The sequence below is a fragment of the Streptomyces albus subsp. albus genome (assembly GCF_000719865.1).
Taxonomy (GTDB): Bacteria; Actinomycetota; Actinomycetes; order Streptomycetales; family Streptomycetaceae; genus Streptomyces; species Streptomyces albus_E.
The window spans coordinates 30,486-53,139 of the sequence record NZ_JOID01000004.1; the positions used below are offsets into that span (position 1 = coordinate 30,486).

General features: G+C 73.6%; 17 protein-coding genes and 1 pseudogene. 11 read left to right on the top strand and 7 right to left on the bottom strand.

The features are described from left to right. Positions 1-108 precede the first annotated feature (108 nt). The 5 genes from IF83_RS0104845 to IF83_RS0104865 all read right to left on the bottom strand — a co-directional run bounded on the left by IF83_RS0104845 (position 109) and on the right by IF83_RS0104865 (position 5,457). Positions 109-1,917 (bottom strand): FAD-dependent monooxygenase, encoded by a 1,809-nt coding sequence (locus IF83_RS0104845; RefSeq protein WP_078843175.1) that lies wholly within the window; start codon positions 1,915-1,917, stop codon positions 109-111. Between the two features lie 164 nt (positions 1,918-2,081). Continuing rightward, positions 2,082-3,041: an amino acid ABC transporter permease gene (locus IF83_RS0104850; RefSeq protein WP_051722471.1), complete on the bottom strand. Its 960-nt coding sequence runs from the start codon at positions 3,039-3,041 to the stop codon at positions 2,082-2,084. Continuing rightward, positions 3,038-3,712 carry an amino acid ABC transporter permease gene (locus IF83_RS0104855; protein WP_030542761.1) on the bottom strand — a complete coding sequence of 225 codons (675 nt, stop codon included), beginning with the start codon at positions 3,710-3,712 and terminating at the stop codon, positions 3,038-3,040. Before IF83_RS0104855 ends, IF83_RS0104850 begins: the two co-directional genes overlap by 4 nt. A gap of 73 nt (positions 3,713-3,785) precedes the next feature. Next, positions 3,786-4,610, bottom strand: a complete 825-nt coding sequence (locus tag IF83_RS0104860) for a glutamate ABC transporter substrate-binding protein (protein ID WP_030542762.1) — start codon at positions 4,608-4,610, stop codon at positions 3,786-3,788. Between the two features lie 70 nt (positions 4,611-4,680). Continuing rightward, the gene (locus IF83_RS0104865) at positions 4,681-5,457 is read right to left on the bottom strand and encodes an amino acid ABC transporter ATP-binding protein (RefSeq protein WP_030542763.1); all 777 of its coding nucleotides are present in this window, start codon (positions 5,455-5,457) and stop codon (positions 4,681-4,683) included. 283 nt (positions 5,458-5,740) lie between these two features. On the opposite strand from IF83_RS0104865, the gene IF83_RS0104870 reads away from it, so the two are divergent. Next, positions 5,741-6,448: a response regulator transcription factor gene (locus tag IF83_RS0104870; protein ID WP_030542764.1), complete on the top strand. Its 708-nt coding sequence runs from the start codon at positions 5,741-5,743 to the stop codon at positions 6,446-6,448. 21 nt (positions 6,449-6,469) lie between these two features. Next, positions 6,470-7,914 (top strand): annotated as a pseudogene (locus IF83_RS29870) (sensor histidine kinase). A gap of 91 nt (positions 7,915-8,005) precedes the next feature. Here IF83_RS29870 and IF83_RS0104880 read toward each other — a convergent pair. Next, positions 8,006-9,004 (bottom strand): TAXI family TRAP transporter solute-binding subunit, encoded by a 999-nt coding sequence (locus IF83_RS0104880; protein WP_030542765.1) that lies wholly within the window; start codon positions 9,002-9,004, stop codon positions 8,006-8,008. 117 nt (positions 9,005-9,121) lie between these two features. Here IF83_RS0104880 and miaB point away from each other — a divergent pair, with 117 nt between their 5' ends. The 7 genes from miaB to hflX all read left to right on the top strand — a co-directional run bounded on the left by miaB (position 9,122) and on the right by hflX (position 17,929). Further along, the gene (miaB, locus tag IF83_RS0104885) at positions 9,122-10,609 is read left to right on the top strand and encodes a tRNA (N6-isopentenyl adenosine(37)-C2)-methylthiotransferase MiaB (RefSeq protein ID WP_030542766.1); all 1,488 of its coding nucleotides are present in this window, start codon (positions 9,122-9,124) and stop codon (positions 10,607-10,609) included. A gap of 153 nt (positions 10,610-10,762) precedes the next feature. Continuing rightward, positions 10,763-11,479 carry a class III extradiol dioxygenase subunit B-like domain-containing protein gene (locus tag IF83_RS0104890; protein ID WP_030542767.1) on the top strand — a complete coding sequence of 239 codons (717 nt, stop codon included), beginning with the start codon at positions 10,763-10,765 and terminating at the stop codon, positions 11,477-11,479. 69 nt (positions 11,480-11,548) lie between these two features. After that, positions 11,549-12,487, top strand: a complete 939-nt coding sequence (gene miaA, locus IF83_RS0104895; protein ID WP_030542768.1) for a tRNA (adenosine(37)-N6)-dimethylallyltransferase MiaA — start codon at positions 11,549-11,551, stop codon at positions 12,485-12,487. A 106-nt stretch (positions 12,488-12,593) separates the two neighbouring features. Next, a complete protein-coding gene (locus tag IF83_RS0104900) occupies positions 12,594-13,049 on the top strand; it encodes a hypothetical protein (protein WP_030542769.1) in 456 nt (151 codons plus the stop codon). Positions 13,050-13,106: 57 nt separating this feature from the next. Then, positions 13,107-13,997 carry a diaminopimelate epimerase gene (dapF, locus tag IF83_RS0104905; protein ID WP_030542770.1) on the top strand — a complete coding sequence of 297 codons (891 nt, stop codon included), beginning with the start codon at positions 13,107-13,109 and terminating at the stop codon, positions 13,995-13,997. Positions 13,998-14,149: 152 nt separating this feature from the next. Then, positions 14,150-16,309 (top strand): HD domain-containing protein, encoded by a 2,160-nt coding sequence (locus tag IF83_RS0104910; protein WP_107046699.1) that lies wholly within the window; start codon positions 14,150-14,152, stop codon positions 16,307-16,309. Positions 16,310-16,423: 114 nt separating this feature from the next. Then, complete coding sequence (hflX, locus tag IF83_RS0104915; RefSeq protein WP_030542772.1) at positions 16,424-17,929, top strand: GTPase HflX; 1,506 nt, start codon at positions 16,424-16,426, stop codon at positions 17,927-17,929. Between the two features lie 110 nt (positions 17,930-18,039). Here hflX and IF83_RS0104920 read toward each other — a convergent pair whose 3' ends face one another. After that, positions 18,040-19,209 (bottom strand): trypsin-like serine peptidase, encoded by a 1,170-nt coding sequence (locus IF83_RS0104920; protein WP_030542773.1) that lies wholly within the window; start codon positions 19,207-19,209, stop codon positions 18,040-18,042. 488 nt (positions 19,210-19,697) lie between these two features. On the opposite strand from IF83_RS0104920, the gene IF83_RS0104925 reads away from it, so the two are divergent. Both IF83_RS0104925 and IF83_RS0104930 read left to right on the top strand, forming a co-directional pair. Beyond that, complete coding sequence (locus tag IF83_RS0104925; RefSeq protein WP_030542774.1) at positions 19,698-21,704, top strand: IucA/IucC family protein; 2,007 nt, start codon at positions 19,698-19,700, stop codon at positions 21,702-21,704. Beyond that, on the top strand, positions 21,701-22,492 hold the full coding sequence (locus IF83_RS0104930; RefSeq protein WP_030542775.1) for a GNAT family N-acetyltransferase: 792 nt from the start codon (positions 21,701-21,703) through the stop codon (positions 22,490-22,492). The genes IF83_RS0104925 and IF83_RS0104930 overlap by 4 nt, the downstream gene beginning before the upstream one ends. The last annotated feature ends 162 nt before the right edge of the window (positions 22,493-22,654 follow it).

Consider the following 22,654-nt stretch of genomic DNA (forward strand, 5'->3'; position numbering starts at 1 on the left):
CGCGCATCCACGCTGCCGGGGGACGGCGGCCCGATGAGCCGGTGCGTCAGCGTGCCCCGCGGTGCCTTGAACCGAACCGGTCCCAGCAGGGCCTAGGCCGCTCCGGCCTCAGCGGCGTATGCCGGTCGCGGAGGAGACGCCGTCCGCGGACGCCGGCGTCACCGCGTTCGCGTCCCCGGCCCCGGCGGGATGCCCGTCTCCGGCGGTCGTCCGGGCCGTGCCTGCTGTGCCGACCCCCTGCGCTCCGCCTTTCTCCGCCGTTCCGTTCTCCCCGGTTCCGGCCCTTCCCGGTACGGCACCGCCGCCCGCCGGGGCCGCCCCGCCTCCGCCCCGCACGGTCTCCGCGCAGGCGTGGAGCTCCGCCGGATCCACGCCCGTCAGCGCGGCGACCAGATGGCCGTCCGGCCGGACCATCAGCACCGTGTGCGCCGCCGCGCCCGGATAGCCCTCCGTCACCAGCAGTTCGGCCGGTACCGGCAGCGCGGCCACGGCCGCGGCCAGCCGCGGCATCAGCCCCGCGCCCATCCAGTGCCTGCGGTCCCAGACACCGGTCCCCGGAGCCACCAGCAGCACCAGCAGATCACCGCCGAGCCGCTCCCGCAGCCGCGCCACGGCGCCGTCCGGCGCGGTCACCGCCACATCCTCCACCGGCTCGCCCGGCAGGGTGCCGACCTCGGCCGCCGCCTCCGTCGGGGGAGGCGCGAGCGGGGAGTGCGCGTACCCGGGTGGCGCTCCCAGCGGGCCCCGCCCCAGATGACCGTCCGTCAACAGGCTCTCCTCCCCGCGTCCGGCCCCGGGCAGCAGCGACCGGCGTACGGCGGGCCAGGCGCCCGCGGCCCGGACCAGCGGCAGTGCCTGGTCGGCCGCGCGCAGCCGGGCGCCGACGGACCGGCGCCGCTCCGCCTGATAGCTGTCGAGCAGCGTCTCGGAGGCGCCGTGGTGCCGCGCCAGCGCCAGCTTCCAGGAGAGGTTCGCCGCGTCCCGCAGCCCTTCGTCGAGTTCCTGGGTGCCGAGGCTGCCCAGCAGGTGCGCCGCGTCCCCGGCCAGGAAGACCCGGCCCGACCGCCACCGGCGCGCGAGCCGGTGGTGGACGGTGTGCACCCCGGTGTCCAGCAGGTCGTACGGGGGGATGTCGCCGCACCAGGTGGTGAGGGTGTCGCGGATCCGGGCGACGAGAGCCTCGGGCGTTACGAGGTCCCCCCGGGGCGGCAGCAGCCAGTCGATCCGCCAGACCTTGTCCGGCAGCGGGCGCGCCAGCACCTCCTCGGCGCGCGGGCCCCGGTACAGCACGGCCTCGCCGGGCCAGGGGAGTTCGGTGCGGAGCGCGGCGACCGCGTGCCGTTCGACGGCCGTCCGGCCGGGGAAGCGCACGTCGAGGAGCTTGCGCACGGTGGACCGCGCCCCGTCGCAGCCGACCAGATGGCTGCCGCGCCACGGGCGGCTGCCCGCGCCGCCCCCCGGCTGCGAGCCCGCCGGCCCCGTCGGCCCCGCCGGCCCCGCCGGCTCCCGGGTGTACGCGGTGACGCCGTCCGCGTCCTGCTCCAGGGCGTGGAGGCGGCAGCCGGTGACGATCCGGGCGAGGCCCCCGGCCTCCAGCGCGGACCGCAGCCCGTGGACGAGTTCGTGCTGCGGCAGATGGAGCGGGGCGTCGTCCCCCAGCTCCTCCCGCCGTGGCGACTGCCTCCGCCGCAGCGTCCGCCAGGCCGTCCACCGCGTGCCGGTGCCGGAAAGGGAGGTGCCGAGGAGGCGGCCGGCGAAGGCGGCGCTGTCGGGGCTCAGCACGGTGGTCCGGGCGGGCCGCGGCTCGTACGCGCCGGAGCTCTCGTCCAGGACGAGGACGGGGACGTCGTGCCGGGTGAGCGCCAGGGCGAGCGCGAGACCGACGGGCCCCGCGCCGACGACGATCACCGGGTCCACGGGGCGGCTCCTTCGACCCGGAGGGTCGGGGAAGGGATGGTGCAGGGGGCCCGGTGCGTGATCACAGAAGGAATGCAACCCACTGGGATTGCCCACGTCAAGCGAGAGGGACAGCGGCTGACCACCGCTGTCCCTCTCGTCGCTTCCGTCCCCGCCGGCGCGGCTCAGCGCGTCTTGCGCACACCGCCGTCGCCGGGCCCGTGCCCGGGGCCTCCCGGGCCGTCCGTGCGGTCGTCGCCGGGCGCCGAGACCACGGCGACGTCGCTGCCGATGTCCTCGGTCACCACGGCTCCGGTTCCCTTGCGGGAGCGCCGGGCCCGGCCTTCCAGCCAGCTGGCGAAGCTGGTGAGCAGGAAGTTGAGCAGGATGAAGAGGAGAGCGACCACGGTGAAGGCGGCGATGGTGTTCGCGCCGTAGTTGGCGGTGATGCTCCGGACGCGGCTCAGCAGTTCGGCGAAACCGAGCAGCGCGCCGCCCAGCGCCGTGTCCTTCACGATCACCACGAGCTGGCTGACCAGGGCCGGCAGCATCGCGGTCACGGCCTGCGGCAGCAGCACATAGGACATGATCTGTCCCTTGCGCATGCCGATGGCCTTGGCGGCGTCCGTCTGCCCGTGCGGCAGGGAGAGGATGCCGGCGCGGACCACCTCGGCGATGACGGAGGCGTTGTAGAGCACCAGTCCGGTCACCACCGCGTAGAGCGGGCGGATCTCCGACTCCACATCGGTGAGCTGGGCGTACGCCTCGTTCGCGAACAGCATCAGCAGCAGCACCGGGATGGCCCGGAAGAACTCGACCACCGCACCGACCGGCACGCTGATCCACCGGTGATCGGACAGCCGCCCGATGCCGAGCAGGGCGCCGAACGGCAGCGCGATGACGATGGCCAGGGCCGCCGCCTTCAGGGTGTTCAGCAGACCGGGCAGCAGGAAGGTGGTCCAGATCCGGGAGTCCTCCACGAACGGGAGCCACTTCTCGCCGGCGAGCTGGTTCTTGTCCGCCATGGTGTCCAGGACCCACCAGGACACCAGCCCCAGAACGACGAGGAACAGGACGGTGTAGAGCCAGTTGCGCCGCTTGGCGCGGGGCCCCGGAACGTCGTACAGAACGGAGAGGTCACTCATCGCTTCACCGCCACACGCTTGCTGACCCAGCCGAGTAGAAGCCCTGTGGGAAGGGTCAGGACAATGAACCCGAAGGCGAACACGGAGAAGACGAGGAAGATGACGTCGCTCTCGTTCTCGATCATCTCCTTCATCAGCAGTGCCGCTTCGGAGACTCCGATGGTGGCCGCCACCGTCGTGTTCTTGGTGAGGGCGATGAGGACGTTCGCCAGCGGGGCCACCACCGACCGGAAGGCCTGTGGCAGGACGATGAGTGTCAGCACCTGCGTGAAGCCGAGCCCCAGTGCCCGCGCCGCCTCGGCCTGGCCGACGGGCACCGTGTTGATGCCGGAGCGCAGCGCCTCGCAGACGAAGGTGGCGGTGTAGGCCACCAGGCCGAGCACGGCCAGCCGGAAGCCGATCTGGTCGGAGTCCCGGCCGCCCAGGGTGACGCTCAGGGTCTGGTAGAGCCCCAGCGAGGCGGCGACGAGGACGACTGTGAGCGGAGTGTTCCGCATGATGTTGACGTATGCGGTGCCGAAGCCGCGCATCAGCGGAACGGGGCTCACGCGCATCCCGGCGAGGATCGTTCCCCAGATGAGGGATCCCACGGCCGAGTAGACGGTGAGCTGCACCGTCACCCAGAACGCCCCGAGCAGGTCGTACCGCTCTAGATCAAGAAAGTCGAACACGTGGATCCGCGCTCTCCCCTGGTGGTCGGATGGTGCGGCGCGCCGCCCGGGCGGACGGCGCGCCGACGGGTCCTCAGCTGGTCTCGGTGATCTCCGGCGCCGGCTCGTTCTTGTAGCCGGCCGGGCCGAAGTTGTCCTTGACCGCCTTGTCCCAGGAGCCGTCCTCGACCATCTTCTTCAGAGCGTCGTTGATCTTCTTCTGGAGCTCGGTGTCGCCCTTCTTGAGGCCGATGCCGTAGTTCTCGTCGCTGAGGCTGAGCCCGGCGAGCTTGAACTTGCCCTTGTGCTCGTCCTGCGCGGCGTAGCCGGCGAGGATGGCGTCGTCCGTGGTCAGGGCGTCAACGACCTTGTTCTCCAGACCGGTCAGGCACTGGGAGTAGCCGCCCTGCTCATCGAGGTCGGCCTTGGGCGCGAGCTCGTTCTTGACGTTCTGCGCGGAGGTCGAGCCGGTGACCGAGCAGAGCTTCTTGGAGTTGAGGTCCCCGGCTTCCTTGATCGACGTTTCGTCGGCCCGGATCAGCAGGTCCTGGTGGGCGAGGAAGTACGGGCCGGCGAAGCTGACCTTCTCCTTGCGCTCATCGGTGATCGAGTAGCTGGCGACGATGAAGTCGACGTCCCCGCGCGAGATCAGGTTCTCCCGCTCGGCGCTGGGGGCTTCCTTCCACTCGATGTCCTTCTCGTCGTAGCCGAGCTCCTTGGCGACGTACGTGGCGACGTCGACGTCGAAGCCCGTGTAGTCGCCGTCCGGGGTCTTCAGACCGAGACCCGGCTGGTCGAACTTGATGCCGACGGTGATCTTCTCGTCGTCACCGCTGTCACTGCCGCCGCCACAGGCGGTGGCAGTGAGGGCGAGGACGACTGCGGCGGCGGCAGCGGTGCCGGCCTTGCGGAGTTTCATGAGCGAACTTCCTCACGGTGATCGGTAACGGGATGTTCTGCCGGGCCGGGCCCGGGGGAGACGGGCCGGCTCAGTGGTGGAGGATCTTCGACAGGAAGTCCTTGGCGCGGTCGCTGCGCGGATTGCTGAAGAACTGCTCCGGCTGGGCTTCCTCGACGATGCGGCCGTCCGCCATGAAGACGACGCGGTTGGCGGCGGAGCGGGCGAAGCCCATCTCGTGGGTGACGACGACCATCGTCATGCCGTCCCGGGCGAGCTGCTGCATGACCTCCAGCACCTCGTTGATCATTTCCGGGTCGAGCGCGGAGGTCGGCTCGTCGAAGAGCATGACCTTGGGGCCCATCGCCAGGGCCCGTGCGATGGCCACGCGCTGCTGCTGGCCTCCGGACAGCTGGGCGGGGTACTTGTCCGCCTGGTTGGCCACGCCCACCCGGTCGAGCAGCGCACGGGCCTTGTCCAGGGCGGCCTTCTTGTCCGCCTTCCGGACCTTGAGCTGGCCCAGCATGACGTTCTCCAGCACGGTCTTGTGCGAGAAGAGGTTGAAGGACTGGAACACCATGCCGACGTCGGCCCGCAGCCGGGCCAGCTCCCGGCCCTCGGCGGGCAGGGGCTTGCCGTCGATCGTGATCGAGCCGGAGTCGATCGTCTCCAGCCGGTTGATCGTGCGGCACAGCGTCGACTTGCCGGACCCCGACGGCCCGATTACGACGACCACCTCGCCGCGCGCGATGGTCAGGTCGATGTCCTGGAGCACGTGCAGGGCGCCGAAATGCTTGTTGACGTTGTCCAGCACGACCAGTTTGTCCGTAGTGGCCACGGCGTCCTTGGTCACCGGTACTTCGGTCATCGGCTTCTTGCTCCATCCTCCTCGGTTGCAGAGGACCCTAGTGAGCGCTGCCGACCTGCGTCATTACATCTGAGGGGAAATTGAGGATAACGAAACGGCTACGCGCGACAGCGGAGAGTAGTCGCCCGGCGACTCCTGCCGCACTATGCGCATGGCCCGCTACCGGCTCCGTAACGATGTCCGCGGGAGAACCCGTCCCGTCCCGGCCATCGGGTACGAATCGGTCTGTGCGCGCGAGGGCCGCAACACGCCGCAGCGGCACCCGAACCGGAAGGGGGACCTTGTGAGACTGCTCCTCGTCGAGGACGACGACCACGTCGCGGCCGCCCTGTCCGCGGTGCTCGCCCGGCACGGATTCAGCGTGACGCACGCCCGCAGCGGCGCGGAGGCGCTGGAGGCGCTGCTCCCCGACGCCGGCGCCCCCTTCGGGGTGGTACTGCTCGACCTCGGGCTGCCCGACCAGGACGGCTTCGAGGTCTGCGGCAGGATCCGCAAGCTCACCACCACCCCCGTGATCATGGTGACGGCGCGCGCCGATGTGCGCTCCCGGATCCACGGCCTGAACCTCGGCGCCGACGACTACGTCGTCAAGCCGTACGACACCGGGGAGCTGCTGGCCCGGATCCACGCGGTGTTCCGGCGGACCGTCCCCGGCGAGAAGGCCGAGCCGGCCCCCGCGGCGGGCTCGGAGCCGGACGCGCTGCGGCTCGGGCCGGTGCTCATCGAGCTGCCCACCCGGCGGGTCGCGGTGGACGGCGTGACCGTCTCCCTGACCCGCAAGGAGTTCGATCTGCTGGCCCTGCTCGCGCAGCGCCCCGGCGTCGTCTTCCGCCGGGAACAGATCATCAGCGAGGTCTGGCGCACCAGCTGGGAGGGGACCGGCCGCACGCTGGAGGTGCACATCGCCTCGCTCCGCTCCAAGCTGGGGATGCCCGCCCTGATCGAGACGGTGCGCGGCGTCGGGTACCGGCTCGTCGAGCCGGCGGCCTGAGGACTCACGGGGCCGGGCCCGGTGCGTACACGACTCCTTCCGCTTCTCATCGTCCTCATGGCCGGTGTGCTGCTGGCGCTCGGTTTCCCGCTGGCGGCGAGCCAGGCCGCGGCCGAGCAGCAGCGGGTCGTCGTGGACCGGATCGACGACACCGCGCGCTTCGCCGCCCTCGCCCAGTTCGTGGCGGCCCGCCCGGAGGAGACGGGGGCGTCGGAGGGGCAGGCGGACGCGGGCGGCCGGCGGGCGGCGCTGGCCTCCCGGCTGCAGCGGTATCACGAGCTGTACGGGATCAGGGCCGGGGTCTTCTTCCGTGACCGCGAGGCCATGGCGGTGGCCCCGGCCGGCTGGAAGGTGGCCCGGGACGGCGAGGGCGGCCAGGCGTTCCGCGAGGCCCTCGCCGGGCGCCGCAGCCACAATCCGGCGCAGGTCTGGCCCTGGCAGCGGGACCGGCTCACCATCGCCTCCCCGGTGGTGCACGAGGGCGATGTGATCGCCGTCGTTGTCACCGACTCGCCGACCGGGCAGATGCGCTCCCGCATCCTGCGCGGCTGGCTGCTCATCGGCGCCGGGGAGTCGGCGGCGATGCTCCTGGCGATCGGCGCCGCCATCCGGCTCACCGGCTGGGTGCTGAGACCCGTACGCGTGCTCGACGCGGCCACCCACGACATCGCCACCGGCCGGATGCACTCCCGCGTCGCCGTCTCGGGCGGCCCGCCGGAACTGCGGCGGCTCGCACGGTCGTTCAACGAGATGGCCGACACCATGGAGGACGTTCTCGAACAGCAGCGCGCCTTCGTCGCCGACGCCTCGCACCAGTTGCGCAACCCGCTCGCGGCTCTGCTCCTCCGCATCGAACTGCTGGCGCTCGAACTTCCGGACGACAACGAGGAGATCGCCTCCGTCCGCACGGAGGGCAAGCGGCTGGCCCGGGTCCTCGACGACCTGCTCGGCCTCGCTCTCGCCGAGCACGCCGACCCCGACCTGCAGCTCACGGATGTCGCCGGCCTGGTGACGGAACGGGTGGGCTCCTGGCGCCCGGTGGCCGACCGCGCGGAGGTCGGCCTCCGCTACGAGGGCCCCGCAGGAGCCACCGGCTGGGCCGATCCGGTGGCGCTCTCCAGCGCGCTGGACGCCGTGGTGGACAACGCCCTGAAGTTCACGCCCGGCGGCGGGGACGTCACCGTCGGCGTGGAGGGGCCGTCGGGAACACCGTCCGCATCACCGTCGCCGACGCCGGCCCCGGTCTCGACCAGGAGGAACTGGACCGGATCGGCGACCGCTTCTGGCGCAGCGGCCGGCACCAGAACGTCTCCGGCTCGGGTCTCGGCCTGTCGATCTCCCGCGCGCTGCTGGCCGCGGGGGGAGCCTCGATCGGCTTCGCGCCCAACGAGCCGCGGGGCCTGCTGGTGACGATCACCCTGCCGCGGACCGCGCCGCCGGAGCCTCCCCGGCTGCACAGGGCGTAGCACGCGCGGTGCCCGGCGGCGCCGCGGTGCTCGGGACTGGCTCGGGACTGGCCCAGGACTTCACAGGGCTTCCGGGGCTTTTCGGGGCTTCTCAGGACTTCACGGAGCGGTAGTAGCGGCTGGCGCCCTCGTGGAGGTCCAGTGGGTCGGTGAAGACCGCCGTGCGGAGGTCCACCAGCTGCGCCGCGTGGACGTCCCGCCCGATTTCGTCCCGGCTGTCGATGACGGTGCGCGTGATGGCCTCGGTGAGGCCGGGATCCGTGCGCTCGGTGGTGACCAGCAGATTCGCCACCGCGAGCGTCTTCACCGGCCGGCCGCGCTGCACGTCGGGGTAGGCGTCGGCCGGCATCAGCGCGGACCGGTACTGCCAGGTGTCCGGTCCCTGCCGGTGCAGTTCGTCCACGAGGTCGCCGAGCTGTACCAGCCGGATGTCGAAGCCGTCCGCGAGATCGGCCACCGCCGTCGTGGGCAGTCCTCCGGACCAGAAGAAGGCGTCGATCCTCCCCTCGCGCAGCATGCCGGGCATCTTGTCGATCCCCACCCGCACCGCGGTGATGTCCTCGTCGGGGTCGAGCCCCGCCGCCCGCAGCAGCCGGTGCGTGATCAGGCTGACGCCGGAGCCGGGCTGGCCGATCGCCACCCGCTTGCCGCGCAGCTCCCGCGCGCTGCCGATGTCCGAACCCCGGGGAACCACGAGCTGCATGTAGTCGTCGTAGAGCCGCGCGCAGGCCCGCAGCGAGGCGGCGTCCCCCGGGTTCACCTCCTCGTACGCGGCCACGGCGTCGGCCGCGGCGATGGTGAAGTTGGCCCGGCCGGACACCAGCCGCTGGAGGTTCTGCACGGAACCCTCGCTGGCCCGCAGCCGGACGTCCACCTCCGGGAGGTCCTCCGCCAGCCGTTCCTTGAGCAGCTTCCCGTAGAGCGAGTAGACGCCCGTGGGAACCCCGGTGCTGAACGTCATCGTTCCCCGCGCCGGCGGCTCGTCGCGCAGCGGCAGCAGCCACCACGCCAGCAGCGCCAGCGCCGCGCAGCCGGCGAGCGCGGTCAGGACGGCGCGGCGCTTGCCGATACGGGGCAGTGCGGGAGCCATGCGGGCAATCCTGCCAGGGACGCCCCCGCCGGGACCAGGGGCGTCCCGGACCGGGGCCCCGGGCTCCCGGAAGCCGGGGGCGGACCGGGAGCCCGACCCCGTACCCTGGTGGGCGAGATGAGCGCGAAGACCTACGAGGTGCGCACCTACGGGTGCCAGATGAATGTCCACGATTCCGAGCGGCTCTCCGGACTCCTGGAGGACGCCGGATACGTCCGCGCGCCCGAGGGCCGTGCCGAGGGCGAGGCCGACATCGTCGTCTTCAACACCTGCGCGGTGCGGGAGAACGCCGACAACCGGCTGTACGGGAATCTCGGCCGGCTGGCCCCGCTGAAGGCGAAACGGCCGGGCATGCAGATCGCCGTCGGCGGCTGTCTGGCCCAGAAGGACCGGGACACCATCGTCAGGAAGGCCCCCTGGGTCGACGTGGTCTTCGGCACCCACAACATCGGCAGTCTGCCGGTGCTGCTGGAACGCGCCCGCGTGCAGGAGGAGGCGCAGGTCGAGATCGCCGAATCGCTGGAGGCGTTCCCCTCGACGCTGCCCACCCGCCGCGAGTCCGCCTACGCGGCCTGGGTCTCCATCTCCGTCGGCTGCAACAACACCTGCACCTTCTGCATCGTCCCCGCGCTGCGCGGCAAGGAGAAGGACCGCCGGCCCGGCGACATCCTCGCCGAGGTTGAGGCACTGGTGGCCGAGGGCGTCACCGAGATCACCCTGCTCGGCCAGAACGTCAACGCCTACGGCTCCGACATCGGCGACCGCGAGGCGTTCTCCAAGCTGCTGCGCGCCTGCGGGTCCGTCGAGGGCCTGGAGCGGGTCCGCTTCACCTCGCCGCACCCCCGCGACTTCACCGACGACGTCATCGCCGCCATGGCGGAGACGCCCAACGTCATGCCGCAGCTCCACATGCCGCTGCAGTCCGGCTCCGACCGGGTGCTCAAGGCCATGCGCCGCTCCTACCGCCAGGAGCGCTACCTCGGCATCATCGAGAAGGTGCGCGCCGCCATGCCCGACGCCGCCATCTCCACGGACATCATCGTCGGCTTCCCCGGCGAGACGGAGGAGGACTTCGAGCAGACCCTGCACGTCGTCCGAGCCTCCCGCTTCGCCCAGGCGTTCACCTTCCAGTACTCCAAGCGTCCCGGCACCCCGGCGGCCGAGATGCCGGACCAGATCCCCAAGGCCGTGGTCCAGGAACGCTACGAGCGGCTGGTCGCCCTCCAGGAGGAGATCTCCTGGGAGGAGAACAAGAAGCAGACCGGCCGCGTGCTGGAGGTCCTGGTCGCGGAGGGCGAGGGCCGCAAGGACGGCGCCACCCGCCGCCTCTCCGGCCGTGCCCCGGACAACCGCCTGGTGCACTTCACCCGCCCGGAGGAGCCGGTCCGCCCCGGTGACATGGTCACCGTCGAGATCACCTACGCGGCCCCGCACCACCTCCTCGCCGAAGGGGCGCCGAAGGCGGTACGGCGCACCCGTGCGGGCGACGCCTGGGAGCGCCGCAACGCCGCGCCGGCGACCCCGTCCGGCGTGATGCTCGGCCTCCCCACGGTCGGCGCTCCGCCGCCCGCGCCCGCCCCCGTCGCGGGCTGCGCGCGCGACTGACGTACGGAGCGGTGACCGGGCCGCACCGCGAGGTGACGGCCCGGTCACGCCTGCTCGCCGTCCGGCGTGACGGCCGGATCCCGGCACGCCGCCCGCCGGCCGGTTCCCCTCGTCTCCCCGGCGCGGGCCGGCCCGCTTGCTAGGGTTCCGGCCATGCTCGTCGCCGCCGCCGTGTGCCCGTGCCCGCCACTGCTCGTCCCCGAGGTCGCGGCCGGCGCCGCCGCCGAACTCGACGGACTGCGGGCCGCCTGCTACGACGCCGTCGCCGTCCTGGCCGCCGCCCGGCCGGACCGCCTGGTGGTGATCGGCCCCGCCGAGCAGGCGGGCCGCGGGCCCCACCCGCAGGGCGCCCCGGGCTCCTTCCGCGAGGTCGGGGTCGACCTCGGGGTGCGGCTCGGCCCGGCGGACGGCCCACCCGCCCCCGAGCGCGCCCTCCCGCTCTCCCTGGCTGTCGCCGGCTGGCTCCTGGAACGCACCCGCTGGGCCGCGGCCCCGGTGGAAGGGCTCGGTGTCGGCGAACCGCTGTCGGCGGACCGGTGCGCCCAGGTCGGCGGGGAGATCGCCACGGGTGCCGAGCGCGTCGCGCTGCTCGTGATGGGCGACGGCAGCGCCTGCCGCTCCGTACGGGCCCCCGGCTATCTCGACGAGCGTGCCACCGCGTTCGACGCCGGAGTCGCCCGCGCGCTCGCCGGGGTGGACACCAAGGCGCTGATGGCCGTCGACGAGGAGCTCGCCCACGACCTCAAGGCGGCGGGCCGCGCCCCCTGGCAGGTGCTCGCCGGCGCGGCGGACGGCGCCGACCTCAACGGGGAACTGCTGTACGACGACGCCCCCTACGGGGTCGGCTACCTCGTCGCCACCTGGTCCTAGCCCTCCCCGGTCGGCGGCCCCGCTCCGCCGAACGCCGCGCGCACCCGAGGCGTTTGGGAGACTGGAACGGTGAAGAGCACAGAAGGCGCCCCCCGAGTGATCGCTGTCGTCGGCCCCACGGCGGCCGGGAAATCCGATCTGGGCGTCGGTCTCGCCCTGCGGCTCGGCGGTGAGGTCGTGAACGCCGACTCGATGCAGCTGTACCGCGGCATGGACATCGGCACCGCCAAGCTCACCCTCGCCGAGCGCCGCGGCGTACCCCACCACCTCCTCGACATCTGGGACGTGACCGAGGCCGCGAGCGTCGCGGAGTATCAGCGGCTGGCCCGCGCGGAGATCGACCGGCTCCTCGCCGAGGGTCGCACCCCCGTGCTGGTGGGCGGTTCGGGTCTGTATGTGCGCGGAGCTCTCGACGCCCTGGAGTTCCCGGGGACGGACCCCGCCGTACGGGCCCGTCTGGAGGGCGAGTTGGCGGAATCGGGCCCCGGCGCCCTGCACGCCCGGCTCGCCGTCGCCGACCCCGCGGCCGCCCGGGCGATCCTGCCCGGCAACGGGCGGCGCATCGTCCGCGCGCTGGAGGTCATCGAGATCACCGGGCGGCCCTTCACGGCCAGCCTCCCGGGACCCGAACCGGTCTACGACACGGTCCAGATCGGCGTGGACGTGGAGCGGCCCGAGCTGGACGCCCGGATCGCCGCCCGCGTCGACCGGATGTGGGAGGACGGGCTGGTCGCGGAGGTGCGGGAGCTGGAGGCCGCCGGGCTGCGCGAGGGCCGCACCGCCTCCCGGGCGCTCGGCTACCAGCAGGTGCTGGCCCATCTGGCGGGGGAGTGCACCGAGGACGAGGCGCGCGCCGAGACGGTGCGCGCGACCAAGCGCTTCGCGCGCCGCCAGGACTCCTGGTTCCGCCGCGACCCCCGGGTGCACTGGCTGAGCGGAGCGGCCGATCGCCGCGGGGAACTCCTGGGTCAGGCGTTGACGTTGGTCGAACGAGCGGTCACAGCCTGATCACGTGATGGCATCGGGACGCTCCGCACGCCCTCAGCGGCCCGGCGGGCGTGCCATCATCAAGCTCTGATCGCATGATGACGTCGAGTTGGGAGGGCGCGTGGCGATGGAGGCCGGCCCTCGTGACAGATCGCATTCCGTCGACGGGCCCCCGGGGCTGGACGGGCTCCCGGCGTCACTGGCCCCCGACGGACCGGAGGACGACGGGACCGTCCCGGAGGGCGGCGAGTCCTTCCGCGAGATCCGCCCGCAGCGGCGGCTGCGCATCTGGCAGCTCGCGCCGATCGTGGTGCTGGCGGCCGTCGGCTCCCTGATGTTCGCCTTCCCGCTGGCCTTCGCCTTCGGCGACGGCGGCGCGGTCGTCGCCATGCTCGGTCTGCTCATCAGCTGCTGCGCCGCCGGCTGGAGCGTGATGGCGGCCCGCCGGGCGGGGCTGACCTGGCCCGGTCTGCCGGCCCCCGGCTCGGGCGGCCGGCCGGATTGGCGGGTCGCGGCCCTCTACACCCTCTTCGTCGTCACGGTGGCCCTGCTCTGCCTGTGGCGCGTCGCGCGGCTCCGCTGACGGGTTTCCCATCGGCCCGTCCGCCGCCCGGCCCCGCGGGCCCGTAGAATCGGAAGGGTGAGCACCGCACCCCTCGCCTTTCTCAAGGGCCACGGCACCGAGAACGACTTCGTGATCCTGCCCGACCCGGAGAACCGTCTCGACCTCCCCCCGGCGGCCGTCGCCCGGCTGTGCGACCGCCGGGCCGGCATCGGCGGTGACGGGCTGCTGCACGTCGTGCGCTCCGCCGCCCACCCCGAGGCGGCCGGCATGGCCGATGCCGCCGAGTGGTTCATGGACTACCGCAACAGCGACGGCAGCGTCGCGGAAATGTGCGGCAACGGCGTCCGGGTGTTCGCCCGGTATCTGCAGCGCGCGGGGCTCGTTTCCGAGGGCGATCTCGCACTGGCCACCCGCGCCGGTGTGCGCCGGGTGCACATCGCCAAGACCGCGGAGGACGGCACGCCGGGCGACATCACCGTCGGCATGGGCAACGCGCTGCTGCCCGGGGGCGAGGTGTCGGTGACGGTGGACGCGCGCCGCTGGCCCGCCCGCCACGTCAACATGGGCAATCCGCACGCCGTCGCGTTCGTCGAGGACCTGGCCCACGCCGGGCGGCTGCTCGACCCGCCGCCGGTGACGCCCGCGGCCGCCTACCCCGACGGCGTGAACGTCGAGTTCGTCGTCGACCGCGGCCCGCGCCACGTGGCGATGCGCGTCCACGAGCGCGGGTCCGGCGAGACCCGGTCCTGCGGCACCGGCGCCTGCGCGGTGATGGTCGCGGCGGCCCGCCGGGACGGCGCCGATCCGGCGGTCACGGGACGCCCCGAGACCTACACCGTGGACGTCCCCGGCGGACGGCTCGTGATCACCGAACACCCCGACGGCGCCGTCGAGATGACCGGTCCCGCCGAGATCGTGGCCGAGGGCACTCTCGACGCCCGCTGGCTCGCGGCCGTTCTGCACTGACCTTCGCTCGATCGGGTGGCCTGAGCCACGGAGGGCGACGGCCGGACGACAGTTCGTGATGGGGTCGGTAGCATCAAGCACCGGCCCGGGCGCCCGCCGGCCTCCGGGGGCACGCGGCGCCGCCCCGGCCGGCCGAGTCGCCGGAGGTGCCCATGTGCGCAGAGGCCACGAGCCCCGTCCCTCCCGTCCGCAGGCGCGGCCGCCCCCGTATCGATCTGCGCAGGCTCGGGCACGCGGCGCTCCGCGGCCCGGCGCCCCGGCATCCGCTGCCGGACGCGATCGAGCACGTGGCCAAGGTCCACCGCGCCCACCACCCCGGGGCCGACCTCGACCCGCTGCGCCGCGCCTACCTCCTGGCCGAGTCCTCGCACCGGGGGCAGACCCGCAAGAGCGGCGAGCCGTACATCACGCACCCGCTCGCCGTCACCCTGATCCTCGCCGAGCTCGGCGCCGAGACCACGACGCTGACCGCCTCGCTTCTGCACGACACCGTCGAGGACACCGAGGTCACCCTGGAACAGGTGGGCGAGGAGTTCGGCGAGGAGGTCCGCTATCTCGTCGACGGCGTCACCAAGCTGGAGAAGGTCGACTACGGCGCCGCGGCCGAACCCGAGACCTTCCGCAAGATGCTGGTAGCCACCGGCAACGACGTCCGGGTGATGTCGGTGAAGCTCGCCGACCGGCTGCACAACATGCGCACCCTCGGCGTCATGCGCCCCGAGAAACAGGCCCGGACCGCCCGCGTCACCCGGGACGTCCTCATCCCGCTCGCCGAGCGCCTCGGCGTGCATGCCCTCAAGACCGAGCTGGAGGACCTGGTCTTCGCGGTGCTGCACCCCGAGGCCTACGAGCGCACCCGGCGCCTCGTCCGGGACCGCACGGCCCGCCCCGGCCCGCTGGAGGCCACCGCGGAGCGGGTGCGCGCGGTGCTGCGCGAGGCGGACATCGCCGCCGAGGTCCACATCCGCCCGCGGCACCTGGTCTCGGTCCACCGGGTGCGGCTGGGGCGCGGTGAGCTGACCGCGGCCGACTTCGGCAGACTGCTGGTGCTCGTCGCCGAGGACGCCGACTGCTACGCGGTCCTCGGCGAGCTGCACACCTGCTTCACTCCGGTGGTCTCCCAGTTCAAGGACTTCATCGCGGCGCCCAAGTTCAACCTCTACCAGTCCCTGCACACGGCCGTGGTCGCCCGGCAGGAGGGCGGCGAGGTCACCGAGGTCCTGGTGCGCACCCACCGGATGCACCGGGTGGCCGAGGCGGGCGTGGTGGCGCTGGGCAGTCCGTACACGGCGGACGGCCAGGACGGCGCCGAGGCCCCGGACGGCGAACGCACCGACCCGACCCGGCCGGGCTGGCTCTCCCGGCTGCTCGACTGGCAGCGGGACACCCCGGACCCCGACACCTTCTGGGACTCGCTCCGCGAGGAACTGGCCGAGGACCGCGAGATCACGGTCTGCGAGGCGGGCGGGGCCACGGTGGTCCTCCCCGCCGGCGCCAGCTGCGTGGACGCCGCCTACGCGCTGCACGGCGGCGGTGCCCACTCCTGCATCGGCGCCCGGGTCAATGGCCGGCTCGTATCGCTGGCCAGCTTGCTGCGCGACGGGGACACGCTCCAGCTCCTCATGGCGCAGGACGGTGCCTCGGGCCCGTCCCCCGAGTGGCTGGACTGCGCCCGGACCCCCGCCGCGCGCATCGCCATCAGCGGCTGGCTGGCGGCGCACCCGGCGGCCGCCGCCCGGGAGACGGCGCGGAGCCGTCCGGCGGGGCCCGCGGAGCCGGACCCGGCCGGGCCGGCACCGGGACCGCCGGGCGGCGGGCCCGCCGACGGCTGCCGGGTCACCCTGCTCGCCGAGGCCTTCGGCCGGCCCCGGCTGCTCGCGGAACTCACCGAGGCCATCGCCCAGCAGGGCGCCGCCGTCGTCTCGGCCCGCGTCGAACCCCCGCATGAACAGCGCGTCCAGCACACCTACACGCTGCGGCTCGCCGGCCCGGCCGGACTGCCGGCTCTGGTGCGGGCGATGCGGAGGGTACCGGGGGTGTACGACGTCAGCCGGGTCGGAGCGCCGGGGGAGAGGACGCCGGACGCGGACGAGGACGAGGACGAGGACGAGGGGGCGCCGGGGGCGGACCGGGCGCCCCGGGCGGACGGGGCGCCCCGGGCGGACGGGGCGCCGCCGTGCCGGCCCGCCGCGGGGGCCTCAGCCGTCCCCGCGGTCCCCGAGGGCCCGGCGGCCCGACCGACCGCCGGGAACGCGGCCCCCGCCGGGCAGCCGGGCCGGGAGAGCCGCGCGCGGGCCGGTAAACCGGGGTGACGGGCCGCCCGGCCCGTGGGACGATCGTCGCACCGGCACGGCCGCGGCCCGGGGAATCCCCCGGGTGCACCGGGCGTTGTTCCCGGCAGGAACTCCCATCGACGTAAGGATCAAATGACCCCCTCTTCCTCTCCTTCCCAGGACACCGAGCGCTTCGCGCGTACCTCCTCGGCCAGTCTCCGTGCCGACGCCCTGATGGAAGAGGACGTCGCCTGGGGTGACGAGTTCGACGAGCAGCGTGACGGCGAGCAGTACGACCGCAGCGAGCGCGCGGCCCTGCGCCGGATCGCGGGCCTGTCCACCGAGCTGGAAGACGTCACCGAGGTCGAGTACCGGCAGCTGCGCCTGGAGCGCGTGGTGCTGGTCGGCGTCTGGACGTCCGGTACGGCGCAGGACGCCGAGAACAGCCTGGCCGAGCTGGCGGCCCTCGCCGAGACCGCGGGCGCCCTGGTGCTGGACGGTGTGATCCAGCGCCGCGACAAGCCGGACCCGGCCACGTACATCGGCTCCGGCAAAGCCGCGGAACTCCGCGACGTCGTGCTGGAGACCGGGGCGGACACCGTCGTCTGCGACGGTGAGCTCACCCCCGGCCAGCTCATCCACCTCGAGGACGTCGTCAAGGTCAAGGTCGTCGACCGGACCGCGCTGATCCTCGACATCTTCGCCCAGCACGCCAAGTCCCGCGAGGGCAAGGCGCAGGTCTCGCTGGCGCAGATGCAGTACATGCTGCCCAGGCTGCGCGGCTGGGGCCAGTCGCTCTCGCGTCAGATGGGCGGTGGCGGCTCCGGTTCCTCCGGTGGCGGCATGGCCACCCGCGGTCCCGGTGAGACCAAGATCGAGACGGACCGGCGGCGGATCCGCGAGAAGATGGCGAAGATGCGCCGGGAGATCGCGGAGATGAAGACCGGCCGCGATGTGAAGCGGCAGGAGCGCAAGCGCAACAAGGTGCCCTCGGTCGCCATCGCCGGCTACACCAACGCCGGCAAGTCCTCGCTGCTCAACCGTCTCACCGGGGCGGGAGTCCTGGTGGAGAACGCCCTGTTCGCCACCCTCGACCCCACCGTGCGCCGGGCGGAGACGCCCAGCGGGCGGGCCTACACCCTGGCCGACACCGTCGGATTCGTCCGGCATCTGCCGCACCACCTGGTCGAGGCGTTCCGCTCCACCATGGAGGAGGTCGGCGACGCCGATCTCATCCTGCACGTGGTGGACGGCGCGCACCCGGTCCCGGAGGAGCAACTGGCCGCCGTCCGCGAGGTGATCCGCGACGTGGGCGCGCAGGATGTGCCGGAGATCGTGGTCGTCAACAAGGCGGACGCGGCGGATCCCCTCGTCCTCCAGCGGCTGCTGCGGACGGAGAAGGGCGCCATCGCCGTGTCGGCCCGTACCGGTCAGGGCATCGATGAACTGCTCGCGCTGCTCGACGAGAAGCTGCCCCGGCCCCGGGTCGGTATCGAGGCCCTGGTGCCGTACACGCAGGGCGGTCTCATCTCCCGGGCGCACGCCGACGGCGAGGTGATCTCCGAGGAGCACACCGGGGAGGGCACCCTCCTCAAGGCGCGGGTCCACGAGGAACTGGCCGCCGAACTGGCGCCCTACGCCCTCGCCGGACAGCGGTAGCGGTCGGCGCGCGGCGGCACAGCGGCCGGCGCACAGAGGTACATGGCGGAAGGCCCGCCCCCCGGACAACCGGGGGGCGGGCCTTCCGCCATCTGCTGTCTCCGCGTCCGTCAGGAGGCGAACTTCCGGCTGACCGAGTCGAAGACCGCCTTGGCGCCGGGACCGAGCTGCGGACCGGCGAGCCAGCCACCCGTCACCGGCCCGATGGAGGTGTTCGACACCAGCGCCGTCTCGTTGTTCACCGAGGCGAACCAGCCGCCGCCGGAGGAGCCGCCCGTCATGGTGCAGCCGATCCGGTACATGGTGGGCTGGTCCTGGAAGAGCGAGAGCCGGCCCGGCGCGTCCACGCAGGAGAACATCCGTACGCCGTCGAAGGGCGGCGCGGCCGGGTAGCCCCAGGCGCCCATGGAACGGATGTCCTGCACCGAGGGGGTCTCGAAGGCGACCGGGAGGGCCGCGCCGACGGTCTCCTCCAGCGACTTGCCGCTGCCCTCCTCGGGCTTCACGTGCAGCACCGCGTAGTCGTGCGGGGCTCCGGCGCCGCCCTCCTGGGCGCCCTGGGAGATCCACTCCTGCGAGGTCGAGGCCCAGTCCGACCACCAGATGCCGTACGGGGCGACCTGCTCGCGCGGGGTGTTGGCGATCTGCTCCGCCGGCACCTCGTTGTCGTTGTACGAGGGCACGAAGACGATGTTGCGGTACCAGCCGCCCTGCTTCCCGGCGTGCACGCAGTGGCCGGCGGTCCACACCATGTTCGACTTGCCGGGGTTGGCCGGGTCCTTCACCACGGTGCCCGAGCAGACCATGGAACCCTCGGGTCCGTCGAAGAACACCTTGCCGACCGGGGCCGCGTTCCGGTGGTACGGGGTCTCCACCCGCTGTGCCTGCACCGGTTCGGGCGTCGGGTCGGTGACGCCCTGCTCCTCGGCCACGTCGGTGGGGACGGTCTTCTCCGGGACGTCGGCGTCCTTCATCCGGTCCGGCTTCCACAGGTCGTCGATGACCGGGTTGATGAACTCGTTGGCCTCGCGCAGCCAGTCGTCCTTCTTCCAGTTCTTCCAGTCGCCGTTCCGCCATTTGTCGAGGTCGAGACCGAGCTCCTTGAGCCGGGAGTTCAGGTCGTCGGGCAGGGCGAGGTCGTTCTCGCCGCCGCCCTGTCCGGCGGTGGCGGCGGCCGGGTCACTCGTGTTGTCCTCCGTGGGTCCGCACGCTGTCGCGGTGACCGCCAGCACTGCGGCCAGCGCGGCCGCGGCGAGCGCCGGCCTGCGTATCGATGCCATGGGTGGAACTCCCCGTTGAAGTCCGGAAGATGGAAGGGTCATGGACGCCGACAAGGCTGTCGGACCCCCACTATGCCGTGCCGGTGAGGACGCCCCCGGCCGGGGCTCCGGTTCCCGCACGGGGACCGCCAAGGATCTTCGCAGCAACCGTGATCTCCGCCCTTCGCCCTCGTTGTCCATACGGGGAAACGCCGGGCGGCGTTCACGGAGGAACGATCACCGTGGCCGTCGCACACGCTCCGCGGGCGGTGCCGGGCACCATCGCGCGGCAGGGCGTCCACCGCCGGTGCCGGTGCCCACCGGCGGGCGCGGCCTCCGTCCCCCCGCTTGCCGACGGGAGCCTTCCCCGGCGGTTCCGCGTCAACCCGGGGCGGTGCGCTCCGCGGCCCGCCCGGCGGCCGCGTCGCCCAGCTCCCCAGCGACCCTGCGACGAAGGAGACAGGCGCTCCCGCCCGCGGACCGACCGGGACGGGGCGCGCCGACCGGACATGAACCCCACCACCAGCGGGCCCGAGACGCCCGCCGACACCGACCGCCCCGCGCCCGCCGGCCGGGCGCCCGTCACCACCGCGCACCTCACCCCGGCCCCCGGCACCCGTACGAGCCCGGCCCTCCCGCCCGCCGCCCTCCCGGCCCAGGGCCCGGCCGGTCCCCGTCCCGCGCGCCACCGCCTCGAACCGCTGGGCCGTCCCGAACCGCTGGACCACCCCGATCCCGGCACCGCCGCCGACACGGCCACCGCCGAGAACCTGCTGCGCTGCTGGGTCCGGGAGACAGGCACCCCGGCCCCGGCGGGTGACACCCTCCGCGTTCCGCTCACGGCCTGCGGCACCGCGCTCCGCGTACCGGTCCACCACTGGTCGCCCTGCGGCTGGCACCGGTTCGGCACCCCCGTCCTCCTCGGCGCGCCCGAGGACTCCCCGCCCCTCGACGCCGTGACGCTCGCCGCGCTGCTGGTCCGGGAGGCGCGGTACGGCGCGCGGGGGCGGTCCGCCCGGAGCGACGGCGCCGAACTCGTGGGGCGCGTCGCCGACTCCGTACGCCGCACCGCCGCGTTCCTCACCGGCCGGCGGACGCGCCCGGCCGCCCCGCCCGGCACCCCGCCCTTCCTCGACGGTGAGCAGTCCCTGCTGCTCGGCCACCCGCTCCACCCCACCCCCAAGAGCCGTGAAGGACTCTCCGACGCCGAGGCGGACGCGTACTCGCCCGAACTGCGCGGAGCCTTCCCGCTGCACTGGCTCGCCGCCGACCCCTCCGTGCTGGCCGCCGACTCGGCGTGGACCGAACGCGGCCGGACCGTCCCGGCCGAACAGCTCGCCGAACGCCTGGCCGGTCCCGGAGCCGGTCTCCGCCCCGGTCCGCGCACCGGACTCCCGGACGGCACCGTGCCGCTGCCTCTGCACCCCTGGCAGGCGCACGCCGTCCGGCATCTCCCGGCCGTCGCCGAACTGTTCGACAGCGGACTGCTCCACGACCTCGGCGCGCACGGCCCCCTCTGGTACCCGACCTCCTCCCTGCGGACCGTGTACCGGCCGGACGCCCCCGCGATGCTCAAACTCTCCCTCGGCCTGCGGATCACCAACTCCCGCCGGGAGAACCTGCCCAAGGAACTGCGGCGCGGCGTCGAGGTGCACCGGCTGCTCCGCACCGGTCTGGGCGCGCGGTGGCAGAGTGCCCACCCGTCCTTCGACATCGTCCGCGACCCCGCGTGGCTGGCCGTGCGCGCTCCGGACGGTGCGCCGGTCCCCGGCCTCGACGCGGTGATCCGGCACAACCCCTTCCGTCCCGGTGACGACGCCGTGTGCGTCGCCGGGCTGGTCTCCCCGCGCCCCTGGCCGGGCCGCGCCTCCCCGTCCGTCCGCTCCCGCCTCGCCCACGTGCTCGGCACCCTGGCGGCCCGCACGGGCCGCCCGCCCGCGGCCGTCGCCACCGAGTGGTTCCTGCGCTATCTGGAGACCGTCGTCCGCCCCGTCCTGTGGCTGGACGGGGCGGCCGGGATCGCGCTGGAGGCACACCAGCAGAACACCCTTGTCCTGCTGGACGCCGAGGGCTGGCCCGCGGGCGGCCGGTACCGCGACAACCAGGGCTACTACTTCCGGGATTCCCGCCGCGCGGAGCTCGACGGCCGCCTCCCCGGCATCGGCACCGCGAGCGACACCTTCGTTCCCGACGAGGTCGCCGACGAGCGCTTCGCCTACTACCTGGGCATCAACAACGTGTTCGGGCTCATCGGGGCGTTCGGCTCCCAGCGGCTCGCCGACGAGCGGGTGCTGCTGGCGGCGTTCCGCCGCTTCCTCGGCGACGCGGCGCTCCACGGCACCGGCCCCGGCGGAGCGGTCTCCCCGCTGCCCCGCCTGCTGCTGGAGTCCGCCACCCTGCGCTGCAAGGCCAACCTCCTCACCCGGCTGCACGGACTGGACGAACTGGTCGGCCCGGTCGACACCCAGTCCGTGTACGTGTCCGTCCCCAATCCCCTGACAACGTCGGGGTCATGACGGGCGAGCACGGCCGCGCCGCCGCCGGGTCCGGCGGCGCGGCGCACCCGTCCGTCTCCAGCACCGCCGACACGGTCGACCTGCGCCTGCCGGACGGCGCGGGGGACGGCGGCGAGGACGGCGCGGGAGACGGCCGCGCGGCGGCCGCGCACGGCTTCCTCAGGGGGAGTACCGGCGGGCCACCGGGCGCGGAGAACGCCCCGGGTCCGGCGGCCGGCCGGGAACTGCTCGGGGACATCGCGGCCTGGGGACCGGCCGCCGTGCGGGCCGGCACCTTCCGGCTGCTCCCGGCCCGCGCCGACCGCGATCTGCCGCTGGTGTCCCGCTGGCTCCGCGACTCCGCCGCCGTCCTCCGGGACGGCCCTGACCCGGTGGAGGCCGCCGGCCGCCGTCTCCGCCTCCGGCACGGCGGCGACGGCCGCCTCGTCCCCTGCCTGGGCCTCCTCGACGGCGTGCCGATGAGCTACTGGGAGATCTACCGCGCCGATCTGGCCCCGCTCGCCCGCCACTTCCCGACCCGCCCGCACGACACCGGCGTCCGCCTCCTCATCGGCGCCCCCGCCGACCGCGGACGAGGGCTGGGCAGCGCCCTGCTGCGTGCGGTTTCCGGCCTCGTCCTCGACAATCGGCCATCCTGCACCCGAGTCGTCGGCGAACCCGACCTGTGTGACACGCCGTCCGTGGCAGCCTTTCTTCGTGCGGATTTCCGTTTCTCGGCGGAGGTGGACCTCCCCGGCGGACGCGCCGCCGTGCTGATCCGCGACCGTTCCCCGCACGGCCCCCGGTGACGCGCGCCCGTGCCCGCCCCGCCCCGTCCCGCACACCGCCCCGTTCGCCCCGTCCGGCGCACCACCCCGCCCCGCACCGCATCCCGCTACCACTCGGCCCGTCCCCGTTCCGCCGTCCGAGGAGCAAGATTGCGTTCCACACCCCAGCAGCGCCAGGCCGTC

Excerpts from the sequence above, each read along its gene's own strand:
- IF83_RS0104920 (WP_030542773.1), bottom strand. The coding sequence starts at position 19,209 with ATGGCATCGATACGCAGGCCGGCGCTCGCCGCGGCCGCGCTGGCCGCA.
- IF83_RS0104860 (WP_030542762.1), bottom strand. The coding sequence starts at position 4,610 with ATGAAACTCCGCAAGGCCGGCACCGCTGCCGCCGCCGCAGTCGTCCTC.
- IF83_RS0104900 (WP_030542769.1), top strand. The coding sequence starts at position 12,594 with ATGGAGGCCGGCCCTCGTGACAGATCGCATTCCGTCGACGGGCCCCCG.
- IF83_RS0104930 (WP_030542775.1), top strand. The coding sequence starts at position 21,701 with ATGACGGGCGAGCACGGCCGCGCCGCCGCCGGGTCCGGCGGCGCGGCG.
- IF83_RS0104880 (WP_030542765.1), bottom strand. The coding sequence starts at position 9,004 with ATGGCTCCCGCACTGCCCCGTATCGGCAAGCGCCGCGCCGTCCTGACC.
- IF83_RS0104925 (WP_030542774.1), top strand. The coding sequence starts at position 19,698 with ATGAACCCCACCACCAGCGGGCCCGAGACGCCCGCCGACACCGACCGC.
- hflX (WP_030542772.1), top strand. The coding sequence starts at position 16,424 with ATGACCCCCTCTTCCTCTCCTTCCCAGGACACCGAGCGCTTCGCGCGT.
- IF83_RS0104890 (WP_030542767.1), top strand. The coding sequence starts at position 10,763 with ATGCTCGTCGCCGCCGCCGTGTGCCCGTGCCCGCCACTGCTCGTCCCC.
- IF83_RS0104850 (WP_051722471.1), bottom strand. The coding sequence starts at position 3,041 with ATGAGTGACCTCTCCGTTCTGTACGACGTTCCGGGGCCCCGCGCCAAG.
- miaB (WP_030542766.1), top strand. The coding sequence starts at position 9,122 with ATGAGCGCGAAGACCTACGAGGTGCGCACCTACGGGTGCCAGATGAAT.
- IF83_RS0104865 (WP_030542763.1), bottom strand. The coding sequence starts at position 5,457 with ATGACCGAAGTACCGGTGACCAAGGACGCCGTGGCCACTACGGACAAA.
- IF83_RS0104910 (WP_107046699.1), top strand. The coding sequence starts at position 14,150 with ATGTGCGCAGAGGCCACGAGCCCCGTCCCTCCCGTCCGCAGGCGCGGC.